This is a genomic window from Sphingobacterium sp. JUb20, assembly GCF_004342035.1.
Classification (GTDB): Bacteria; Bacteroidota; Bacteroidia; order Sphingobacteriales; family Sphingobacteriaceae; genus Sphingobacterium; species Sphingobacterium anhuiense.
The window spans coordinates 216,946-235,172 of sequence record NZ_SLYV01000006.1; the positions used below are offsets into that span (position 1 = coordinate 216,946).

Below are 18,227 nucleotides of genomic sequence, written 5' to 3' on the forward strand. Positions count from 1 at the left end.
TTTGTATAAAATGTAGCATTCACTCAAACCAAACGTTCTAATTATTGTTAAACAATCATATCAAAAAAAGATAAAAGATGAAATTTAATCAGATTTTAATCATGGCAACGCTGATCGTTGGATTAAGCAGTTGTTCAGTTTTCAAAAAAAATACGAACAAAGAGCATTCGACTACAGAAACTATGCAGCTAAAAGGAAACAAGTGGCAACTGATCGAAGTAGATGGAAAAACAGTACCAGCACAGGTAAACGGACGTGTCCCCTTCTTACAGTTTGAAGACGATAGATATGCTGCAAATGCAGGTTGTAATACTTTAGGTGGAGCAGTAAATATCACGGGAAAAAACAAAATTAAATTTGAACAAGGTATTTCCACAATGATGGCTTGTCCTGAGTTCGAGATAGAACAGGCGTTATCAAAAAACATTATAGCAGTAGATACCTACACAATAGAAGGAGAAGTATTGAGTTTAAAAAAAGGTGGAAAAACATTAGCTAAATTTACGCTTATCAAAGCAGAAAAAGGTGAGCAAGCACTAGCAGGTACATGGGAATTAGATTATGTATCTGGACCACGTATTGCATTTGAAGGTCTATATCCAAATAAAAAGCCTACGATCACCTTTGATTTGACAGCAAAAAAAGTATCTGGAAACAGTAGTTGCAATAATTACAATGGAACTTTCAAAACCGAAAACAACCACATTAGTTTTGGTCCACTAGCATCTACTAAAATGGCCTGCGAAGGTTCAGGAGAAAGTGTATACTTCAGCACGCTGGAGAAAATCACTTCCTTCGATGTCAACGGAAATACATTGACTCTGATTATGGGCGATATTGCGATGATGCGCTTCCAAAAAAAATAATAACAATAAAAGATTAAAACTAAACATAGAAAAGCTCCAAATCGGAGCTTTTTTTATGTGATATTATGACGAAAAATTCCAGTTAAAAACAAATTTTATCGATAGGATTACACTGTAAATTAGGTCGCTAAATCGTATATTTGTACATACACAATCTCTTTCATCAACATCACATGAAAAGGTTTTTTAGAGAAATAGCACTATGAAATCGTCGATTAAGATTATCAACAATTACGAATACAAAAAGCTTTTTTTGCCTGATGTAACAGATCATAATCTATTCAATGAAAGCAAAATACAGGTATACCGCATCGAAAATTACCTACGAAGTATTCTCATGCCTGTCATTCCTTACCGTACTACCTTCAATTTCCTAATCTTTGTTACTAAAGGAACTTTAACACAACATCTGGAATCAGGGGCATACACCTTAGCTGAAAATCAAGTGATTAATGTCAAACAGGGAAATATTACTGCTACTTTGGCGATTTCAGATGATGCCGAAGGTTTTTTTGTCGTTTATGAAAACGAAATCGTTACAGATATTGAATTAGGCATCAATGATATCCGGTTTTTCAATTCACATCCCTTTACCCCCTTGTCAGAGCACGTCTCTGTATGGATTCAAAAAATGCTTGAACTCTTGGAAGAAGAGCTGTTTACCGAAGGAAAAGTTATGGAGATCTGTGTATCAATGCTACAATGTATACTGTTAAAAATAATTAAAACAGATTACGAAGTAAAAGCACCGATGAGTAGACAATTGGATATTGCATTTCGATTTAGAGAATTCGTACAAAAATTTCACACAGATCACAAGAATGTTTTATTCTATGCCAACTTATTACATATATCCGAAAACTACCTTAACAAATGTGTGAAGGAAGCAACCAATAAGCCTCCTAAACAGTGGATCAATGAAATCAGCATACTACATAGTCAAATTTTATTACAGGACGCTACAAGAGATATTGCAGGCATTGCATTCGAAATGAAATATAAATCCCCATCCTACTTTACACGTTTATTCAAGAAAGTCACCGGTTATTCACCCAGTGATTATCGCAAACATAAATTTCTTTCCGATTAATGCTTCTTTTTATAAGGCAGATTCCAAATCAGATCAACAGCAAGATAGTGAACACCAAAGTCCGCTTGACTATAGCCTTTAATTAAATCATTCATATATCCAACATCAAGGTGCAAGGGAGTATGCGCAATATCCGTCATGTAATATAAAGCGAAACGCGCTTCCTTATAAGCAAATTTTGACCACTCATCTTTCGGCTCATACATTTTGCTTACTGCAAACAGACCCTCAGCACTAAATGCAAGTTCCTGTTTATTTCTATCCGAGAGTTTCAGATTCATCTGTGTTTTAATCCTAGTCCGCAATTGAAAATTCTCCTCAGCTTTATTAAAATCTGCTGTAAAAAATTTACGAAATTCCTGTCTGACTGTATTTTTCCATTTCCAGCGCTCACCGAATCTGAAACTATAAGCATAGCGCCCATACAAGCGAAACTCCTGCTCTACCCCTTCACCATGATAAGGAGCATCTGCATCATATACATTTTGACGACGATAGCTCAAAGCATAACTATATTGCTGGTTCTTAGCAAACTTATGATATACCTCGTGATTGAGGACAAAAATAGCTTGTTTATGAAAAGGATTGGAATCATCAGGTGTACTTTTGGTTCCTAGGCCGAGGTAAGTTAAAGCTTCTTTCGTACCAGTACTATCCAGTTGTCTTTTAAGACCAATGGCAGACCAAGAAGCCGTTTTTGCTTTTCCCAATCCAGGAGGACTAATCTGAGCATGAAGTAATAAAAATGGACTGATAACAAGAAAGAGTAAGGATAATATTTTATAAAGAGTATTTTTCATCGATTATATAGTTTTTTATGACCACTGGTCTGTTATATACCAGTACAAACTGATCAATGGCCACTCAACCATTGATCAGTTTGTATAGCATCTAAGTTTTATTGTTTTAGGACAATCGGCTTTTAAAAGTTTCTTCAAACCGCCCCACGATCCATTTATCCAGACGTTTAACAGGTTCCATTGCCCACATAGCCACTACAAACGGAAAAGTCAATGTCGTCCACCCATAGTGCACAAGCACATGATCACAATAAGTAGCAATCACGACAGCAATAAGGACATATAATCCATCCCGCACACGAGTACCGCTTAAAGCAATGCCACAGAGTACAGCATTAAAGCTAAACGTTCCGTTGCTGATCATAGTTTCCGATTCATGACCATAATGAGATAGGTAAATGCTGATAATCACAGCTGCGAAAGCATAAAGTGCAGCCATCGGATTGCTCATAAATACCCCAAGGAAAAAGATCAATCCCGCAATCAGGCTTCCTTGAAAGATCACTTGCCCGAAAGCATGTCCCTCGATCAAGAAATCATCCATTTCTTGGATATCAACAAAATGTTGTGATACAGTAGGCATTGCAAGCTGTGGGATACTCAGGATATACAGTGAAATCCAGGTAACAGCTATGAAAGGAAAAGTAAAAGCAGGTAAATTTCTTTTGAGCGCAAAACCCATCATAAGAGTGGTTAACATGGAACCAAGAATCAATGTCATCCAGATCCAGATATTCGCTTCAAAGTAAAAAACAAGCGCTACACCAAACAAAGAAGCATTAAAACCAAATAATCCATTATCAATATGATCTTCATCATATTTCAGTATTTTAGCTGTTGCAACCCCTACAACATTAGCCAATATACCCGCAAAGCCCATTAAGGTCGAGTCATATAAAATAGCACCAATAAATAATATGCCTGTCCAAGCATTACCTTGCAACATGATCTGTCCGAAACCTCTAAAAAAAGCTTTTATATAAGCTAAAACTTGATCCCTCATTTTGAGATAAATTGATAAGATAAGACTAAAATATAGTCTCATTAAAATGATTAAATAAGGAGTTCAGCATCCCACAGTTCCTGCTGGATCTCCTGAAAAATAGTAAACAACTGCTCGGCACCATAACCCAATATTCGGATCATAAACCCATCATACTGAAGCGCACTGATTCCAAATTCGATATCCGTGACATGTTCATACTGTTGATGGAATTTTTCAATCCAGCCCCCAACAGCTTTCCCAGCAGAATTGAGATAAATGAACGTTCCCTGATGGGTAAAACCTTCCAATATCCCGATATCCTGTATCGGCAATTTATCAGGTTGCAACAGTACATTATCTTTCAATATCAGTCGGCCATCCACATAACATTGAGTCAGATTCTGAAAATGATTATACTCAAAAATCTCTCCCGACAGTTTCCGTCCACAAGTCACAATATCACTCAAGATGAGGTGACAGTTTTTTTGCATGTGGATAATATTATGGCTGAGAAAATGAGAAGAATTTTGAGGAACAATAGGGTGCGGAACAAAAGAAAACACCGCACCTTCGCCGAGCGTAACTTCCGTTTTTTGTACCGATTTACCTTTCATATGAAAAAGACGCTGATACGCTTGAGTCTGCAATTGCAATTTAGCACCAGGATCTATCGTAATTTGGATACGATGATCATCACCATCCAATAACCCCGGTGATGAGCTCATAATCATCAAGTATGCCCCTTTATCCCTCCTGTATTGTCCTACTGGAACGATACGAAAAGGCTGTGTGACATAAGCATCCTTGAGATAAGACTTGCCTTCACGATGGGCAACGTTGATATTTAAAGAACAGATCATATTAACGCAATAAATTAGGTTCAGCTACATCATGCAGTAATGCATATTTTTTGATCCATCCAATGATTTCATCCAATCCCGTTCCTGTCTTCAAATTCGAAAATAAAAACGGTGCCCCTTTTCGCATTTTCCGAGCATCATGCTCCATCACCTCCAGACTAGCACCAACATAAGGAGCCAAATCCATCTTATTGATCAACAATAAATCTGATCGGGTAATCGCCGGTCCACCTTTACGGGGCATCTTTTCACCCTCACCCACATCGATCACAAAAATGGTGATATCCGCAAGATCAGGACTATAAGTTGAAGTCAAATTATCACCGCCACTCTCAATCAAGATCAATTCAAGATCTGGAAAGCGTTCAGCAAGTTCTTCCACAGCCTCTAGATTCATGCTCGCATCCTCACGGATAGCCGTATGCGGGCAACCACCTGTTTCTACTCCAATAATACGATCAGGAGACAACGTACTGTTTTTAGCCATGTATTCAGCATCCTCCTTCGTATAAATATCATTGGTAATAACCGCTAGATTCAATTCATGTTTCAAACGTTTACATAAACATTCCAACAGTGCAGTTTTTCCAGATCCAACCGGACCACCCACACCTATCTTAACATATTTTCTATTTTCCATTTGTTCGTATTTAATTAAGAAATGTAAACCCGTGTGTACAATCGTTCATGTTGCATACACCGGATATCAAATCCAACATTACATAAACCGATCAGATCACGATCCACCTCCAAAGTCTCATCACACAAAGTCATCAGGTCATCATGCAGATAAAACAAGATATCCTGCCCATCCAACTGTCCGAGAGGAACTAATTTTACAGCATTAGTCACCATCGTGATAGCAGCATTGTAATAGTAACCATGCAAAGCTTCCCGAATCGGGATGTCTAATAAAGCAGCCAACATACCATACACCAAACAATAATGACTATCCACTTTCTTCTGTTTAATCAACTCACCCCAGCAAATCAATATCGGTTGCTCCTGATATCGCGAAAAAATCTTATACAAGCGTACACCCAATTTCTTACTCGCTTCACGGATTTCCTTCGGACTCTTCAATGCCGTACACTCCTCATCCAAAGACCGCAACAAATCCAAATCATCATTTCGAGTAGCATCATAAGCAAGACGCATCAAAGCTGCATCATTAAACTTCAAGTTGTACCACAAATTGTGTCTCACATACGACTCTGCAGTAGCTTTATTATGTACGATCTCCTTCTGCACATAGGTCTCTAATCCATTCGAATGGGTAAACCCACCGATTGGTAACGTCGGATCTGACAAATGAAGAAGCTTGCCTAGAAATTTATTTTCCATATATTTTATGCTTTAATAAATAAAGGGATACCCTTTGTCGAAAATTTGAGCTCACGATGATAATTTGCATCGACATTAGCATTCAACTGACTTAATAACTGACGAGAAGCAAGCGTGTAGGGAATCCCCTGCTTATTCAGCCAGCTTTGCATCGTTCGCTCAAAAGGGATAAGCAATTCATTCCCCTCAATAAATAGAGGCAAATGCTTATTTCCTATTTCACAACTAATAAAAGCAATCTCCAAAAAATTCAACGATTCTATACAGATTACATCACAACTACGAATAGCAATTACAACAATTTTGTCAGCATCCTCATATAGAATATCCCCATTATGCAATTGAGAAGTATTCCCCAATAATTTAAAGGCGATATCCATGCCCTCCTCCGTACGCAAACGTTGAATACGTTTCGTAGATTCGTACCACTCAATAATGAGCAGATCACAACGCTTACTGACCACCTCATTTTTGATATTCCTTGTGATTTCTGTAATAATCATTATTATCCCTTAATAAATAAATTTTTTGATATCCCTAGACCAACCGTAGAACCATTGATTCCAGTGATAATTTCATGATCATTTGCGATAGAAGCATCTTTACTGTGTTTTTTCTTATAAGAAAGCTCTGCAACTTTTGCTTTAAGTGCCCAACCTTTACCTAAGCTAATACCAACCAGAGGATAGGCTCTCAGTAAGTAACCGTTATAGCTACCATCAGCCATCACATTAGCGGCATTGACAACATGCTCATTTCCCCATATATAATGAGCCTCAACCTGACCAATTAAATTAAAATGTTTACCTAAAGGCCAAGTATTGCTGTAAAATGGCCCGACCTCATGAAAATGATCAGTAAAATCCAATGCCTTATTTTTCGAAGTATTGAAACCATAGTTCAGCCCCACATTCATATTATCATTAAAAAAATAACCGACCCCCAATGGTGCCGCACTTAGCTGATGACCTGCTTCAGTTTCATGGTAATTAAATGAACCATAAAGCATAACACCACCTTTTTGTGCGTAGGCAGATTGTATCGAAAAGCATGCTATTGCTAAACAGCTTGCTAAAAATAGTTTCAAATTTTTCATTATTATTTATTCACAATTTATGGTGTGACCTAGTGTCACACCATAAAAATTAGCGATCATATTAAAACAAGAAATACAATTGTCCCAAAGCAACCTTATCAATCGGTTCACATTTGATCACCTCACCATCGACACTCACTTCATAGTTTTCTGGATTAACGATGATTTCTGGAGTAGCATCATTGTGAATCATATCTTTTTTGGAGATATTACGGCAGTTTTCCACAGGTAGTAATGTTTTACTCAATCCGTACTCCTCTTTGATTCCCTTTTCAATCGAAATTTTAGAAACAAAGTTGAAACAAGTCTCTGTCAATGCTTTACCATAACCACCATACATCGTACGCAAGATGATCGGTTGAGGCGTAGGAATAGATGCATTGGCATCTCCCATTTTCGAAGCGATAATCATTCCGCCCTTAATAATCATTTCAGGCTTAGCACCAAACAAAGCAGGACGCCAGATCACCATATCCGCTATTTTACCCTGTTCTATAGAACCCACGTATTTAGAGATACCGTGTGCTATCGCAGGATTGATCGTATATTTAGCAACATAACGTCTAGCTCTAAAGTTATCATTTCCAGTACCTTCATCTTCAGGAAGCGCACCAGTCTGTTTCTTCATCTTATCAGCAGTTTGCCATGTTCTGGTAATAACCTCACCTACACGGCCCATTGCTTGAGAATCCGAACTCATGATACTGAAAACACCTCGATCTTGTAGAATATCTTCCGCAGCAATCGTTTCAGGACGAATACGGGAATCCGCAAAAGCAACATCTTCAGGAATATCTTTACTTAAATGGTGACAGACCATCAACATATCCAGATGTTCATCAATCGTATTTTTAGTAAACGGACGAGTCGGGTTTGTAGACGCAGGCAATACGTTCGGGTACATCGCCGATTTAATGATATCTGGGGCATGACCACCACCAGCACCTTCAGTATGGAAGGTATGAATGACGCGACCATTGATCGCTGCCATAGTATCTTCTAAAAATCCAGCTTCATTCAACGTATCCGTATGAATTGCGACTTGTACATCATATTGATCAGCCACAGAAAGTGCACGGTCGATAGTCGCAGGAGTAGCGCCCCAATCCTCATGAATTTTCACCCCCAGTACACCAGCCTCGATCTGCTCCACGATCGGTTGTTCTGTCCCCACATTACCTTTACCGAAAAAACCAAAATTCATAGGTAAAGCTTCAACAGCCTGCATCATTTTGCGGATATTCCATTTCCCTGGTGTTACCGTTGTCGCATTCGTACCATCAGCAGGACCAGTACCACCACCGATCATAGTCGTAATACCACTGTATAAAGCAGTTTCCGTCTGTGTAGGACTGATGTAGTGAATATGCGTATCAATACCTCCTGGAGTAACAATAAATCCAGCACCACCATGAACTTCGGTCGAAGCACCAATAATCATATTTGGTGTGATATTATCCATCGTATCCGGATTACCCGCGCGACCTACACCAACAATTTTTCCGTCTTTGATCCCGATATCACCTTTTACAATACCCCAGTGATCAATGATAATCGCATCTGTGATCACTAAATCCAATGTACCTTCATCACGCGTATGCACCGAAGATTGACACATACCATCACGAATAGTTTTACCGCCTCCAAACTTTGCCTCATCACCATAGTAAGCATAATCTTTTTCAACTTCTATGATGATTTCTGTATCTCCTAAGCGAACTTTATCTCCCCCTGTAGGTCCAAATATCGCCGCGTAATTTAATCTACTAACCTTTAAGCTCATGATTTTTTATTTTTAAAGCCATTTGCATCTGCTTTTTTCAAAGCGTTCATTTTTCCTACCTCTGTTTCAGTATCGCCATTCACCAGATCGTTGTGACCATATACTCTTCTCGCTCCAGCATATGGAACCAATTCTACAATCTTGGATTCCCCAGGTTCAAAACGAACAGCAGTACTCGCGATAATATTCAATCGTTTCCCAAAGGCTAATGCACGATCAAATTCCATCATTTTATTGACCTCAAAAAAATGATAATGGGAGCCCACCTGAATCGGTCTATCTCCCGTATTGACAACTGTCAATGTTGTTACTTCTCTACCTTCATTACAGATGATATCGCCATCTTGAATGAAATATTCTCCAGGAATCATATTTTCAATGTTCTTATTAAATTAACGAATAGGATTATGTACCGTTACCAATTTGGTACCATCAGGAAAAGTTGCCTCGATCTGTATATCGTGAATCATCTCAGGCACACCCTGCATCACATCTTCACGGGTCAACAAAGTCGCCCCATATTGCATCAGTTCTGCAACAGTCCGACCATCTCGTGCACCCTCCATAAGCTCACTGCTGATATACGCAATAGACTCCGGATAATTTAATTTGACACCTCTGGCCATACGCTTTTTTGCGAGTTCACCAGCTACATGAAGCAACAGCTTCTCAGTCTCTCTAGGTAATAAATGCATCTAATTACTATTTTATATTAACTTATATGTAAGAATTATATTACTATTATTTGATCCACAACGAAATCTTTTGATGTTTATAACAAACAAAAAAACATGCAGATAACGCCCGAAAGTTTATGGCACAACCTTACCGGCTTGCATAACTCTTGGCAGAATAAAGAAATTATATTAAAACTAAATTGGAATTTTGATACACTTGAATAATATGTATCGCGGATTGAGGATTACTCCTATGTGTTCAGTTGGGAAACTAAAATCCTGCTTCCTATCATACATTACCCCCATTGCCGATAGCCAAACCGGAATAATAGTAAAATAAAGCAATTGATCCGGCTCATTGAGTTCTTGCGGATCGTTACACTCCCATGCATCGAGCATACCTGAAAACAGCGTCAAATGATGGACATTGGAACTGATTTCAGGTAACTCAAATGATGAATAATCTGTTGATAAAAACTTTACCTGTTTCGAAACACTAGCCTCCTGATGTAAATACGTATTCCCTTTGGCCGTAACCAAAGCAAACAGCATTACAAAAAGTGTCAATATATTCCGAAACATTACTTTCATTTTCATCTAAATTTCCAAGACAAAAGTACCAACTAAAACAAGTTTTAAATAGCACAAATCTTGAATAAAATAGTCTATATTATATCTTAAACTAAGATTTAGCTGTTTTTTTTCATTAAAAAGCATAACCTAATGAAACCATCACGTTGCGCGGTGCTCCAGGAAATGCACGTGTATAATCAAAGCCACCCAAAAAGTAGTACTTATCAAACACATTATTGACATTAACAGCCATCTTCAATGCACCGATATGGTAATATACCGCGGCATTCACGGTAGTATAAGAAGGCCAGTAACCCCACATAGCTTGACCATCACTATCTTTACCAATACTATTATCCATACGACGGCTATCCACGTAATAAACCCCTGCACCAAAACCAAGACCTTTCAAAGCATGTTGTGAAAACACATATTTTAACCAAGCACTTGCCATATTTTTAGGAGCTCCCGGTAATGATTGCCCAACCTCAGAAGCGATCGATGATGCTTTCACATCAGTATGATTATAAGTATAGTTTGCCATAATCTGAAATTCTTTGGTCAACTGCCCACGGAGATCCAATTCAACACCCTCAGAAATTGCTTTTCCAGATTGACGATATTCAGAAAATCCTGAATCTAATATCACACCAGTTGCGATCATCATATTTTGACGTTCTATACGGAATAAGGAAAGATCCATCTGCAACTGATCTTTAAAAAAACCAGTTTTAAAACCTGTTTCTAATTGAAAACTGCGTTCCGGAATAAAAGGTTTATCTGCACCATAATCTTGGTAATTTTGAATAAAACTTGCACCTACCGGGACGAAACCCTGAGAATAGCTCGCAAAATAGTTGATCTGCTTATTCAATTCGTACGTTAATCCCGCTCTAGGTAGCCAGGCATTTTGTGTAGCTTGATAACGCTTCTGCCCGTCGATAGTCTCGGAAGCATAATGTTCGTGACGTAATCCTACGATAACTTTAAGTTTATCAGCAATCGACATCTGATCTTGTATGTATTTTCCTGTAGTTTTATAAGGACTTAAAAATGGATAAGCTACATGCTCTCGCCAGACGTAAGAAGTTAGATCATGTGTCGTATAAGTTGGATTGTTCAAATCAAATGTCAGAGGTACAACCTGTCCGTTCACCGTCTTTTGTCTAGCTTCCCGCAACTGATTTTCCTGATCACCTCTATACTCCGCAAAATCAACTCCTGCTACAATGTGATGATCTATAACAGCACCATAATGGTCCCATTTAAAATAACCAACGACATTATCTGTATAATCTTTACCATGACGATCAAAAAAACGCATATTCATGATCGTATTTTTGGGAGCATCAGCAAATGTATTCAACGTCCGATGTTCATTGACATCTTCTTCATACACAGATTTCATATAGCTCAAGTGAAAGCTTAAATTCTCCGTAAGCTGTTGGGACAACCTACCGCTCAGTGAAAATGTCTTCGAATTATAAAAATCGGAAGGTTGACTTAACGTAAATGATCGAGGTAAAGCATAAAAATCATTTGCTTTAATTCCCATCCCCCGATCGAGATAACCATTAAATTGGTTATAAACCACATCAACGTCCACCTGCGTACCAGCTGCAGGTTTAAAAGTAAAAGATGGTGCAACAAGAATTCTTTTTTGACGATTGACATCACGGAAAGTTTTAGTATCCTCATACCCCGCATTGAAACGGTACAAAACACGCTTAGCGCTATCCAAAGGCCCTCCCAGATCCAGTGTTGTACGCATCGTCTGAAAACTTCCAGATGCAAAACCGATATTCCCCTTAAAACTGTCCAACGGTTTCTTTGTGGTCATATTAACCGTACCACCTGGTACCACATCACCAAACAAAGAAGCTCCTGGACCTTTCAAGACTTCAAGACTTTCCAAGTTCAATGTCAATGGTGTATTGTAGTAACTATTACCATAACCATAACCCGAACGTAAACCATTGACCAAACGCACCCCCGTTTCATATCCACTTTTAAAACCACGGATAACCACATCATCATAAGAAGAAGCTTCCGTCACCCCTGCCAGATCTTGAAACAATGCACCTGTTGTAAAAGCTTGCTTATCTTCGATAAACTCCCGGCTTAAAACAGAAACAGATTGCGGTAGATTCTTTAATTTCCCAGAAAACTTACCCCCCAATTCCAGATCATTGGTGAGATAAGATTTGTTACGTCTCCCTGTGATCAATACCTCATCCAAAGTTTTATTATCTTTAATCAAGACAAGAGATAATCCTTTTTTTACATTCCAGTTACTCGCCGAAAGTGTTATTTTTTGATCGATATAACCAATTGCAGAAGCATGGATGACAATTGGAAAATTAATCGCTTCAGAAAAAGTAAATTCCCCTGACTCGTTGGAAGTTGTCACCTGCTTTGAACTGTTTATTGTCAATGTTACGCCAGAGACGATATCTCCAGCCTCATCATAAGTTTTTCCAAAAATTGCTGTACTATTCTGCGCATGTACAGCCACTGGGAAAACAGTACCTAAGGCTATTGCAAAAGCCAAGGTCTTTATATTATATTTCATTGGAATACAATTATCTATTGTTTGTTCAATTATCTGTTATGCATAAATGCATAGTCTTTATTTTACAGAGCTTGCAAGCTCAAATTGTGGAGTGTTTTTCCTGCTCCAAAATGTTCTCCAATATCACAGCACTTTCCGATTCATTAACCATCAGTTCCATGTGTATAGTGAGAAATCCAGATTCATCACGGTATTCTATCAATTGAAACCCCTGCTGCAACCAAAATTCATATGCACCCTCCAAAAATGGATGGGTATGTAAATAAAGTCTTTCAATCTGTTTTTCCTGCGCAACCACGAGTAAACTTTGAAACAGCTCTGTTCCCAGTCCAGTCCTACGATATTTGGGATCCACAAATAAGCGGGCTACTTCAACGGTCTTCTTAGCATCAATATCCAAGTGAGGGAACCGGTAATCATAATTAAGCATACCGATCACCCCGATTAATATGCCATCCGCGGTTCTTGCCTGTAGAAAAGTACCAGCGCGGTTCTGTAAATAAACCTGTTCAAACGCCTTTAAATCTTTAGGCACCTGATTCGGATCCAACATCGGAAATAGTTTTCTTCTGAAATCCAGAACATAAGGCAGAACTTCTACCACATCTTCTGATCCAACATGATATATCGAAATATTTTTCATTATTGATTTTCATTAATCATCGGAATAAACATCCATTTTCCTTGCTTCTCTATACTCAACAAAGACAATTCATAAGTTTCTTCCAACAAATTTTTCACTTCTTCGCTCTCCAGACCATTAATATCAAGAACACTTTGATCACGCATTAGGTAAAATTGGTCACCAAACATATAAGCCAGATTAGGATCGTGCATAACACATAAAACTGTCGTCCCCTCCTTAACCAGCTCTTTCGCTGTTCGCAAAACAGCCATTTGATAGTTTAGATCCAAGTGATTAGTAGGTTCATCCAACATGAGGACATCAGGTTGCTGCACCAGTACACGGCATAATAAGATCAACTGCCTTTCTCCTCCAGACAATTCGGTATAAGGCTTATCACGAAGATGTTCAAGATCAAACTTTTTTAAAATCGCATGTACAGCTTCATGATCTTCTTTACTTGGTGAGAATCGTGAAAAAGAAGCCCTTCCAGTCAAAACCACATCAAACACTTTATAGGGAAAAGTCATCTGATGAAATTGATTGAGAAAACCCAAGCGCAACTGATTACTACTACCGATCTTAATCTTTCTACGTTCTACATCGCCGATAGTCACTTGACCATCGTAGCGTTTTTCTAAGCCTGCGATCACATTAAACAACGTTGATTTCCCACTGCCATTGCGCCCTAGGATGATCGACAATTTTCCCTTTGGAAAAGAGACGTTCACATCACGCAATACGATATCATTTCCATAAGAGAAAGATAATTGCTTTGTTGAAATAGTAGCTATCATGAGTTCCAATTCATCGCGTTTCGACGCATCAAGTAAATAAATAAGGGCGCTCCCACAATCATAGTAAACACACCGATCGGAATTTCGAAAGGCATGACAGCACGAGAAAAATCATCGATTAAAAGTAGGAAACTACCGCCGATGCTGATATTAGCCCACACCGAAATATTATTATTAGGTCCAAATATCATTCGGCTAATATGTGGAATAATCAATCCAAACAGACTGATCACCCCTACCGCAGCTACTGCAGATGCTGTAATCATCGTCGCAACTCCAATTAGAATCAATTTAATGATTCTGGGATTGACACCGATGGCTAAAGCTTCCTGATCACCGAGAGACAATAGATTCAGCTTCCATCGATAGAGCACGATCACAAATAAACCAACTGAAATTGGTCCCATAGCGCTATATACCTTAGACCAAGAAGCAGTATGTAAGTTGCCCATTGTCCATTGAACAATAGCTTGAAGTTTATAAGGATCACTTAAATACTGCAATAAAGTTAAAAGAGCAGTAAAAACCCCAGAAATCACCATCCCAGCCAATACCATCCCTACAATAGAAGTCCTTGCTCCAGAGTAAGAAACCAAATAAGTCAGCCCCACTGCACAAACTCCAAAAATAAAAGCAGAGAGATTAACAGACATAATCGGAAACAACATTGCGAGTGCTGCTCCAAAAGCAGATCCCGAAGAGATACCTAATGTAAACGGATCTACAATTGGATTACGGAAAATAGCTTGTAGAACTCCTCCTGACGAAGCCAAAGCTGCACCGACCATAAAAGTCAATAACACCCGTGGCAATCTCACCTGCCATAAAATGGTATTTAAACTTGCATCCGAAAGCAGATGTTGATCTTGTATCAACCCTAATTGCAAACACATCCGCTGAAACAATTCGACCAGACCGACATGTTGTGTAGAACCAATAGTAAGCGACAACACAAAAAGCGACAGTGGAAATAAGATCAACAGGACGATGATTTTTATATTTTTCATGATTATAGTAAACCCTTTTTACCGTACATGACTTCAAAAGCTCCCTGCATTTCTTTTTTCAATTGCTCTTCCGAATAGCTTGGAAAGCTCCAATGACGAACTTGTTTAGCAAACAATAAAAACTTAACGGTATGTGGATCAAAAGGGAATGATGGTGACATGACAAAAACCTGTTTATTTTTCACAGCAGGAAGATCTGCTAACTCTTTCAGATCATAAACATCCGACAATTTAGAGTTCCACAAGATTATTAAATCGGGATTCCACTTATACATCGTTTCTGCACTGATATTTGGAGCTTCCATAGGTAGAGGACATGCATTTTCAGCTCCAGAAAGACGAATCGCCATATCAATAAGACTTCCTTTTCCAGAAGTAGACATGACACGGCCTTTTGACCAAGCATAATAAACAGACTTCGCATTTTCAATCGATGGAACTTGCATACGATCGAGCTCCCCATCAACATAATCAACAATTTCCTGTGCTCTTTCTTGTTTTCCAACAAGCGTTCCCATCCCCAGCAATTCCGCCATTATACTTTTGTCATCTGCCGAGGAACAGGTAAAAACAGGGATATCAAGACCTTCTAATTGTTCTATATTATCTTGATCGGTATTGAAGGTAATCACCAAATCAGGTTGTAACGCAATAATACTCTCGACATTACTGGACTGTCCACCATAAGTTGGTGTTGGCAATGTTTTGGCAGCAATCCTCGAATCAAGTTTCGATAAAAAAGCATAAGTATCTTCCATTTGATATACCTGTTGTGGAATACCAACAACCTGATCACCGGCTTGAAGCATATACACCTCATCAAGCAACGAAGGAAATAAAACGACAACCCGTTTGGCAACATCGTTCAACTTGATCACTTTTCCACGGCTATCGGTTGCGCTAATAGATTTCGATAGATCATTCTTAGCAACATGATTACACCCACTAAAAGTGGCTATAGATAAAAAAGCTACTAAGCAAAATAATTTATAACTCATTTTCATTTCTTGATTTTTTCATCAACCGCTTTACTAGTTTTTCTGACAGTAATATCCCATCTTCCAACTGTACCTGAGATTGAAATTTTGCAAGCAGCTGCTCATATAAACGACCATCATAAGGAACACGATACATCGCGCGATCGGCCTCCATAAACAATGGTAAATGCCTATTCCCCAAATAATAAGAAAAGTCAGCCGCCTGCACTGTATTAACGGGATTAAAACAAATGGTCAATGTCGGTTTAATCGCAATAGTAGCAATCAATTTTCCTTCATGGAACAGACCGTCTCCAGAGCACCATTCACGACCTTTTTCCAGCTCCATCAATAAAGTTTGCCCAGTAGTAGTAGTAGCTCTTGTCAATCTTTTTTTATTCACTTCAAACCATTCCAGCTGAAGTAGCGATACAGTATCCTGAGCAAACGCTCCCTGCGGCAGCACAGCATCAATATATACCAACTCTGCTTGCATAGCTCCTATTTTACTTCAGCTTGAAGTCTTGATTCTTTTTTTTGCTTAACCTTTTCTTTCAACCAGGTGCACCACTCATCAATACCCTCATTCTTCAATGTACTGATAGTAATCACTTCAATATTCGGATTTACTTCACGGGCATCTTTAGTTACAGCATCTACTGAAAATGGCACATACGGCAATAAATCAGATTTTGAAACTAACATCAGCTCACTCGTTAAGAACATTCGCGGATACTTTTTAGGTTTATCATCACCCTCAGTGGTTGCTAATAATGTAACACGATAATCTTCACCTAAATCAAAAGCAGAAGGACATAGTAAATTTCCCACATTCTCAATAAATAAAAGATCTGTACCTGTAATATCAATATGATCAAGTGCTTGCAAAATCATCTGCGCTTCTATATGACACATACCACCAGTTACAATCTGCAACGCGTTGATACCTACATCACGCATTCTAATCGCGTCGCGCTCCGTTTCAGGATCACCCACTAATACAGAAATATTAAGATCATTTGCAAGTAGCTTACCTGTTTCTTGCATTAAAGTTGTTTTACCTGAACCAGGAGATGAACAAACATTGATCACACAAACGTCTTTTAAACGTTCACGGATAGCATTTGCAACATAATCATTGGCTTTTAATAAATGTAATGTGGTGTTATCACACTGTACAGAACCGACGCGGTTTCCAGCACTTTTTGGACTAGATGTGTTAGTTGACATAGTTTCTTATTTTTCTTGTTTAAAAATTACTTTTGATATATATAATTCATTTCCCTGAACGATTGTGGACGAAGGTTGACCACAGGTGCATACAAAACGATGATAAAGCACCGGAAATTTTTTTTGACAATGTTCACAGTAAGCCATGATCTCGTTGACGACAACCTCAAGTTCCATATCCATATAGCCATTATTATCTAAAATAAAAGCATCAAAGGCATTTTGAATTAAGACAGGCTGCACATTTGAAAGCAGACCCGCAGTTACTTGAATCTTTTGAATATCTTCAACCTTGGCACCATAATGGCCCTCCAGAGTATCGAAGATATCTTTTACAATACTAAGCTCGTGCATAATAGTGTTTAATCTTAGATAATATAGAATTGTTTCATGTGAGTAGCAGACAGGATATACCTGACTCTACCACTTACAAAGTAAGTGAGTGGAAGGGAGATTAAAGAGGTATCTTTATCTGCTCGAAAAGGAGAAATTTACGAGATTGAACCGGTAGATCAGCATAGGATGTATAGGAATCCAGATATGCTGTTTGATTAGGATATAACAAATGAACCGTTAGATCGTAAATTGCGAATAATGTGTCCAATTTGAAATCTTTATCAAGATCTAAATCGATATCCCAAAAATACATCTGTTGAAAAAGTGAATTTCTTTTATCCGACAAATGGGAATCGCCGTTTTCGACAAGCTGATCAGCAGGATCAAATCTTCTTTGAAATGTAGATGAATTAGCACGATTCCGTACTGTAGCAAGTGAGGTTGATCCTAATGATTGAAAAGGAAAAAACCAGATTGACAGTACAAAAATAACTAGTCTCAACATCATAAATAGCGAATTTAAAAACTTATTGTTTTTAACCCAACAAATTTACTGTAAAAAAGCACTAGTAAAATAGCACAAATCTTGAATTTTATTTCACGAAATAG

The 18,227-nt window shown here is 38.3% G+C and carries 21 protein-coding genes and 1 pseudogene; 2 read left to right on the forward strand and 20 right to left on the reverse strand.

Features of this window, described 5'->3' with window-relative positions; all coding sequences use genetic code 11:
- Positions 1–77 precede the first annotated feature (77 nt).
- Together EDF66_RS12035 and EDF66_RS12040 are read left to right on the forward strand one after the other, a co-directional pair.
- Positions 78–866, forward strand: coding sequence for an META domain-containing protein (locus tag EDF66_RS12035; protein ID WP_132770918.1), 789 nt, complete (start codon positions 78–80; stop codon positions 864–866).
- Positions 867–1,068: 202 nt separating this feature from the next.
- Positions 1,069–1,956 carry a helix-turn-helix domain-containing protein gene (locus EDF66_RS12040; protein WP_132770919.1) on the forward strand — a complete coding sequence of 296 codons (888 nt, stop codon included), beginning with the start codon at positions 1,069–1,071 and terminating at the stop codon, positions 1,954–1,956.
- Here the strand turns inward: EDF66_RS12040 and EDF66_RS12045 are convergent.
- The 20 genes and pseudogenes from EDF66_RS12045 to EDF66_RS12140 form a co-directional block, all read right to left on the reverse strand.
- Positions 1,953–2,756, reverse strand: a complete 804-nt coding sequence (locus tag EDF66_RS12045; protein WP_132842900.1) for a DUF2490 domain-containing protein — start codon at positions 2,754–2,756, stop codon at positions 1,953–1,955. The two genes, EDF66_RS12040 and EDF66_RS12045, sit on opposite strands and share 4 nt — an antisense overlap.
- A 106-nt stretch (positions 2,757–2,862) precedes the next feature.
- Positions 2,863–3,759: an urea transporter gene (locus EDF66_RS12050; protein ID WP_021192444.1), complete on the reverse strand. Its 897-nt coding sequence runs from the start codon at positions 3,757–3,759 to the stop codon at positions 2,863–2,865.
- 50 nt (positions 3,760–3,809) lie between these two features.
- Positions 3,810–4,601 carry an urease accessory protein UreD gene (locus EDF66_RS12055; protein ID WP_132770922.1) on the reverse strand — a complete coding sequence of 264 codons (792 nt, stop codon included), beginning with the start codon at positions 4,599–4,601 and terminating at the stop codon, positions 3,810–3,812.
- A 1-nt stretch (position 4,602) separates the two neighbouring features.
- Positions 4,603–5,241, reverse strand: coding sequence for an urease accessory protein UreG (ureG, locus tag EDF66_RS12060; protein WP_045755017.1), 639 nt, complete (start codon positions 5,239–5,241; stop codon positions 4,603–4,605).
- Positions 5,242–5,255: 14 nt separating this feature from the next.
- Complete coding sequence (locus EDF66_RS12065; protein ID WP_132842901.1) at positions 5,256–5,945, reverse strand: urease accessory protein UreF; 690 nt, start codon at positions 5,943–5,945, stop codon at positions 5,256–5,258.
- 5 nt (positions 5,946–5,950) lie between these two features.
- Positions 5,951–6,448, reverse strand: coding sequence for an urease accessory protein UreE (locus EDF66_RS12070; protein WP_132770925.1), 498 nt, complete (start codon positions 6,446–6,448; stop codon positions 5,951–5,953).
- A 2-nt stretch (positions 6,449–6,450) separates the two neighbouring features.
- Positions 6,451–7,041: a hypothetical protein gene (locus EDF66_RS12075; protein ID WP_021192447.1), complete on the reverse strand. Its 591-nt coding sequence runs from the start codon at positions 7,039–7,041 to the stop codon at positions 6,451–6,453.
- A 61-nt stretch (positions 7,042–7,102) separates the two neighbouring features.
- Positions 7,103–8,824 (reverse strand): urease subunit alpha, encoded by a 1,722-nt coding sequence (gene ureC, locus EDF66_RS12080; RefSeq protein ID WP_021192448.1) that lies wholly within the window; start codon positions 8,822–8,824, stop codon positions 7,103–7,105.
- 65 nt (positions 8,825–8,889) lie between these two features.
- Positions 8,890–9,195: pseudogene (locus tag EDF66_RS12085) on the reverse strand (urease subunit beta); the annotation flags it as partial.
- 21 nt (positions 9,196–9,216) lie between these two features.
- On the reverse strand, positions 9,217–9,519 hold the full coding sequence (gene ureA / locus EDF66_RS12090; protein ID WP_021192450.1) for an urease subunit gamma: 303 nt from the start codon (positions 9,517–9,519) through the stop codon (positions 9,217–9,219).
- A gap of 177 nt (positions 9,520–9,696) precedes the next feature.
- The gene (locus EDF66_RS12095) at positions 9,697–10,083 is read right to left on the reverse strand and encodes a hypothetical protein (protein ID WP_132842903.1); all 387 of its coding nucleotides are present in this window, start codon (positions 10,081–10,083) and stop codon (positions 9,697–9,699) included.
- A 124-nt stretch (positions 10,084–10,207) separates the two neighbouring features.
- On the reverse strand, positions 10,208–12,646 hold the full coding sequence (locus EDF66_RS12100; RefSeq protein ID WP_132842905.1) for a TonB-dependent receptor: 2,439 nt from the start codon (positions 12,644–12,646) through the stop codon (positions 10,208–10,210).
- Positions 12,647–12,725: 79 nt separating this feature from the next.
- Complete coding sequence (locus EDF66_RS12105; protein WP_021192453.1) at positions 12,726–13,289, reverse strand: GNAT family N-acetyltransferase; 564 nt, start codon at positions 13,287–13,289, stop codon at positions 12,726–12,728.
- Positions 13,289–14,068 (reverse strand): ABC transporter ATP-binding protein, encoded by a 780-nt coding sequence (locus tag EDF66_RS12110; protein ID WP_132842907.1) that lies wholly within the window; start codon positions 14,066–14,068, stop codon positions 13,289–13,291. Before EDF66_RS12110 ends, EDF66_RS12105 begins: the two co-directional genes overlap by 1 nt.
- Complete coding sequence (locus tag EDF66_RS12115) at positions 14,065–15,075, reverse strand: FecCD family ABC transporter permease (RefSeq protein ID WP_132770929.1); 1,011 nt, start codon at positions 15,073–15,075, stop codon at positions 14,065–14,067. Before EDF66_RS12115 ends, EDF66_RS12110 begins: the two co-directional genes overlap by 4 nt.
- A gap of 2 nt (positions 15,076–15,077) precedes the next feature.
- Positions 15,078–16,073, reverse strand: coding sequence for an ABC transporter substrate-binding protein (locus EDF66_RS12120; RefSeq protein ID WP_207898620.1), 996 nt, complete (start codon positions 16,071–16,073; stop codon positions 15,078–15,080).
- On the reverse strand, positions 16,063–16,548 hold the full coding sequence (locus EDF66_RS12125; RefSeq protein ID WP_132842911.1) for an urease accessory protein UreE: 486 nt from the start codon (positions 16,546–16,548) through the stop codon (positions 16,063–16,065). The genes EDF66_RS12120 and EDF66_RS12125 overlap by 11 nt, the downstream gene beginning before the upstream one ends.
- A gap of 5 nt (positions 16,549–16,553) precedes the next feature.
- Positions 16,554–17,282 carry a hydrogenase nickel incorporation protein HypB gene (gene hypB, locus EDF66_RS12130; protein ID WP_132770932.1) on the reverse strand — a complete coding sequence of 243 codons (729 nt, stop codon included), beginning with the start codon at positions 17,280–17,282 and terminating at the stop codon, positions 16,554–16,556.
- 6 nt (positions 17,283–17,288) lie between these two features.
- The gene (locus tag EDF66_RS12135; RefSeq protein WP_132842912.1) at positions 17,289–17,636 is read right to left on the reverse strand and encodes a hydrogenase maturation nickel metallochaperone HypA; all 348 of its coding nucleotides are present in this window, start codon (positions 17,634–17,636) and stop codon (positions 17,289–17,291) included.
- A gap of 100 nt (positions 17,637–17,736) precedes the next feature.
- On the reverse strand, positions 17,737–18,126 hold the full coding sequence (locus tag EDF66_RS12140; protein WP_132770934.1) for a hypothetical protein: 390 nt from the start codon (positions 18,124–18,126) through the stop codon (positions 17,737–17,739).
- Between the last annotated feature and the right edge of the window lie 101 nt (positions 18,127–18,227).